Below are 443 nucleotides of genomic sequence, written 5' to 3'. Positions count from 1 at the left end.
CCAGAAATACAATGTCCGCTACAGCGGCAGCTTCTGCAAATCGCTCGTTTGTGACTTCTTCGCTTGCGAACGGCGGATGTTCAGCGTGATTATACGGATTCCCAATCACGGAGTACATGTGGGCTGCGTTTCCTTTCATCGTGTAAGACACCAGTCTTGTTCTGTGGCTCTGCATCCGGTAGCTGTGCGGTATCCCCGCCGGAATGTTGGCATAATCACCCGATATCAATAAATAGTGTTCTCCATCAAGTGTCAGCTCAAGCTTCCCGTCCAACACGAGAAGTCCTTCATGTGTATTCTTGTGGACGTGAAGCGGAAAGGCATCTCCTTTTCCCCCGGAAAGCAGCACGATCTCAAACAGGTCGCCCGTGCTCCTTCCATTCGCCATCACCGTGACAACCTGTCTGCCGAACAAATAACACTCACCTTCCCCACTCCGGAGC

1 protein-coding gene is annotated in these 443 nt (G+C 51.9%); it reads right to left on the bottom strand.

Translation table 11 applies throughout. The features are described from left to right. A partial coding sequence (locus tag RVS70_RS22455) for a quercetin 2,3-dioxygenase (RefSeq protein ID WP_321134936.1) occupies positions 1 to 443 on the bottom strand: 443 nt, incomplete at both ends.

Source organism: Virgibacillus sp. M23, from assembly GCF_034190895.1.
Lineage (GTDB): Bacteria > Bacillota > Bacilli > Bacillales > Amphibacillaceae > Virgibacillus > Virgibacillus salarius.
The sequence above is the reverse complement of the archived record's forward strand: the minus strand, read 5'-3'. Positions and strand labels throughout refer to the sequence as shown.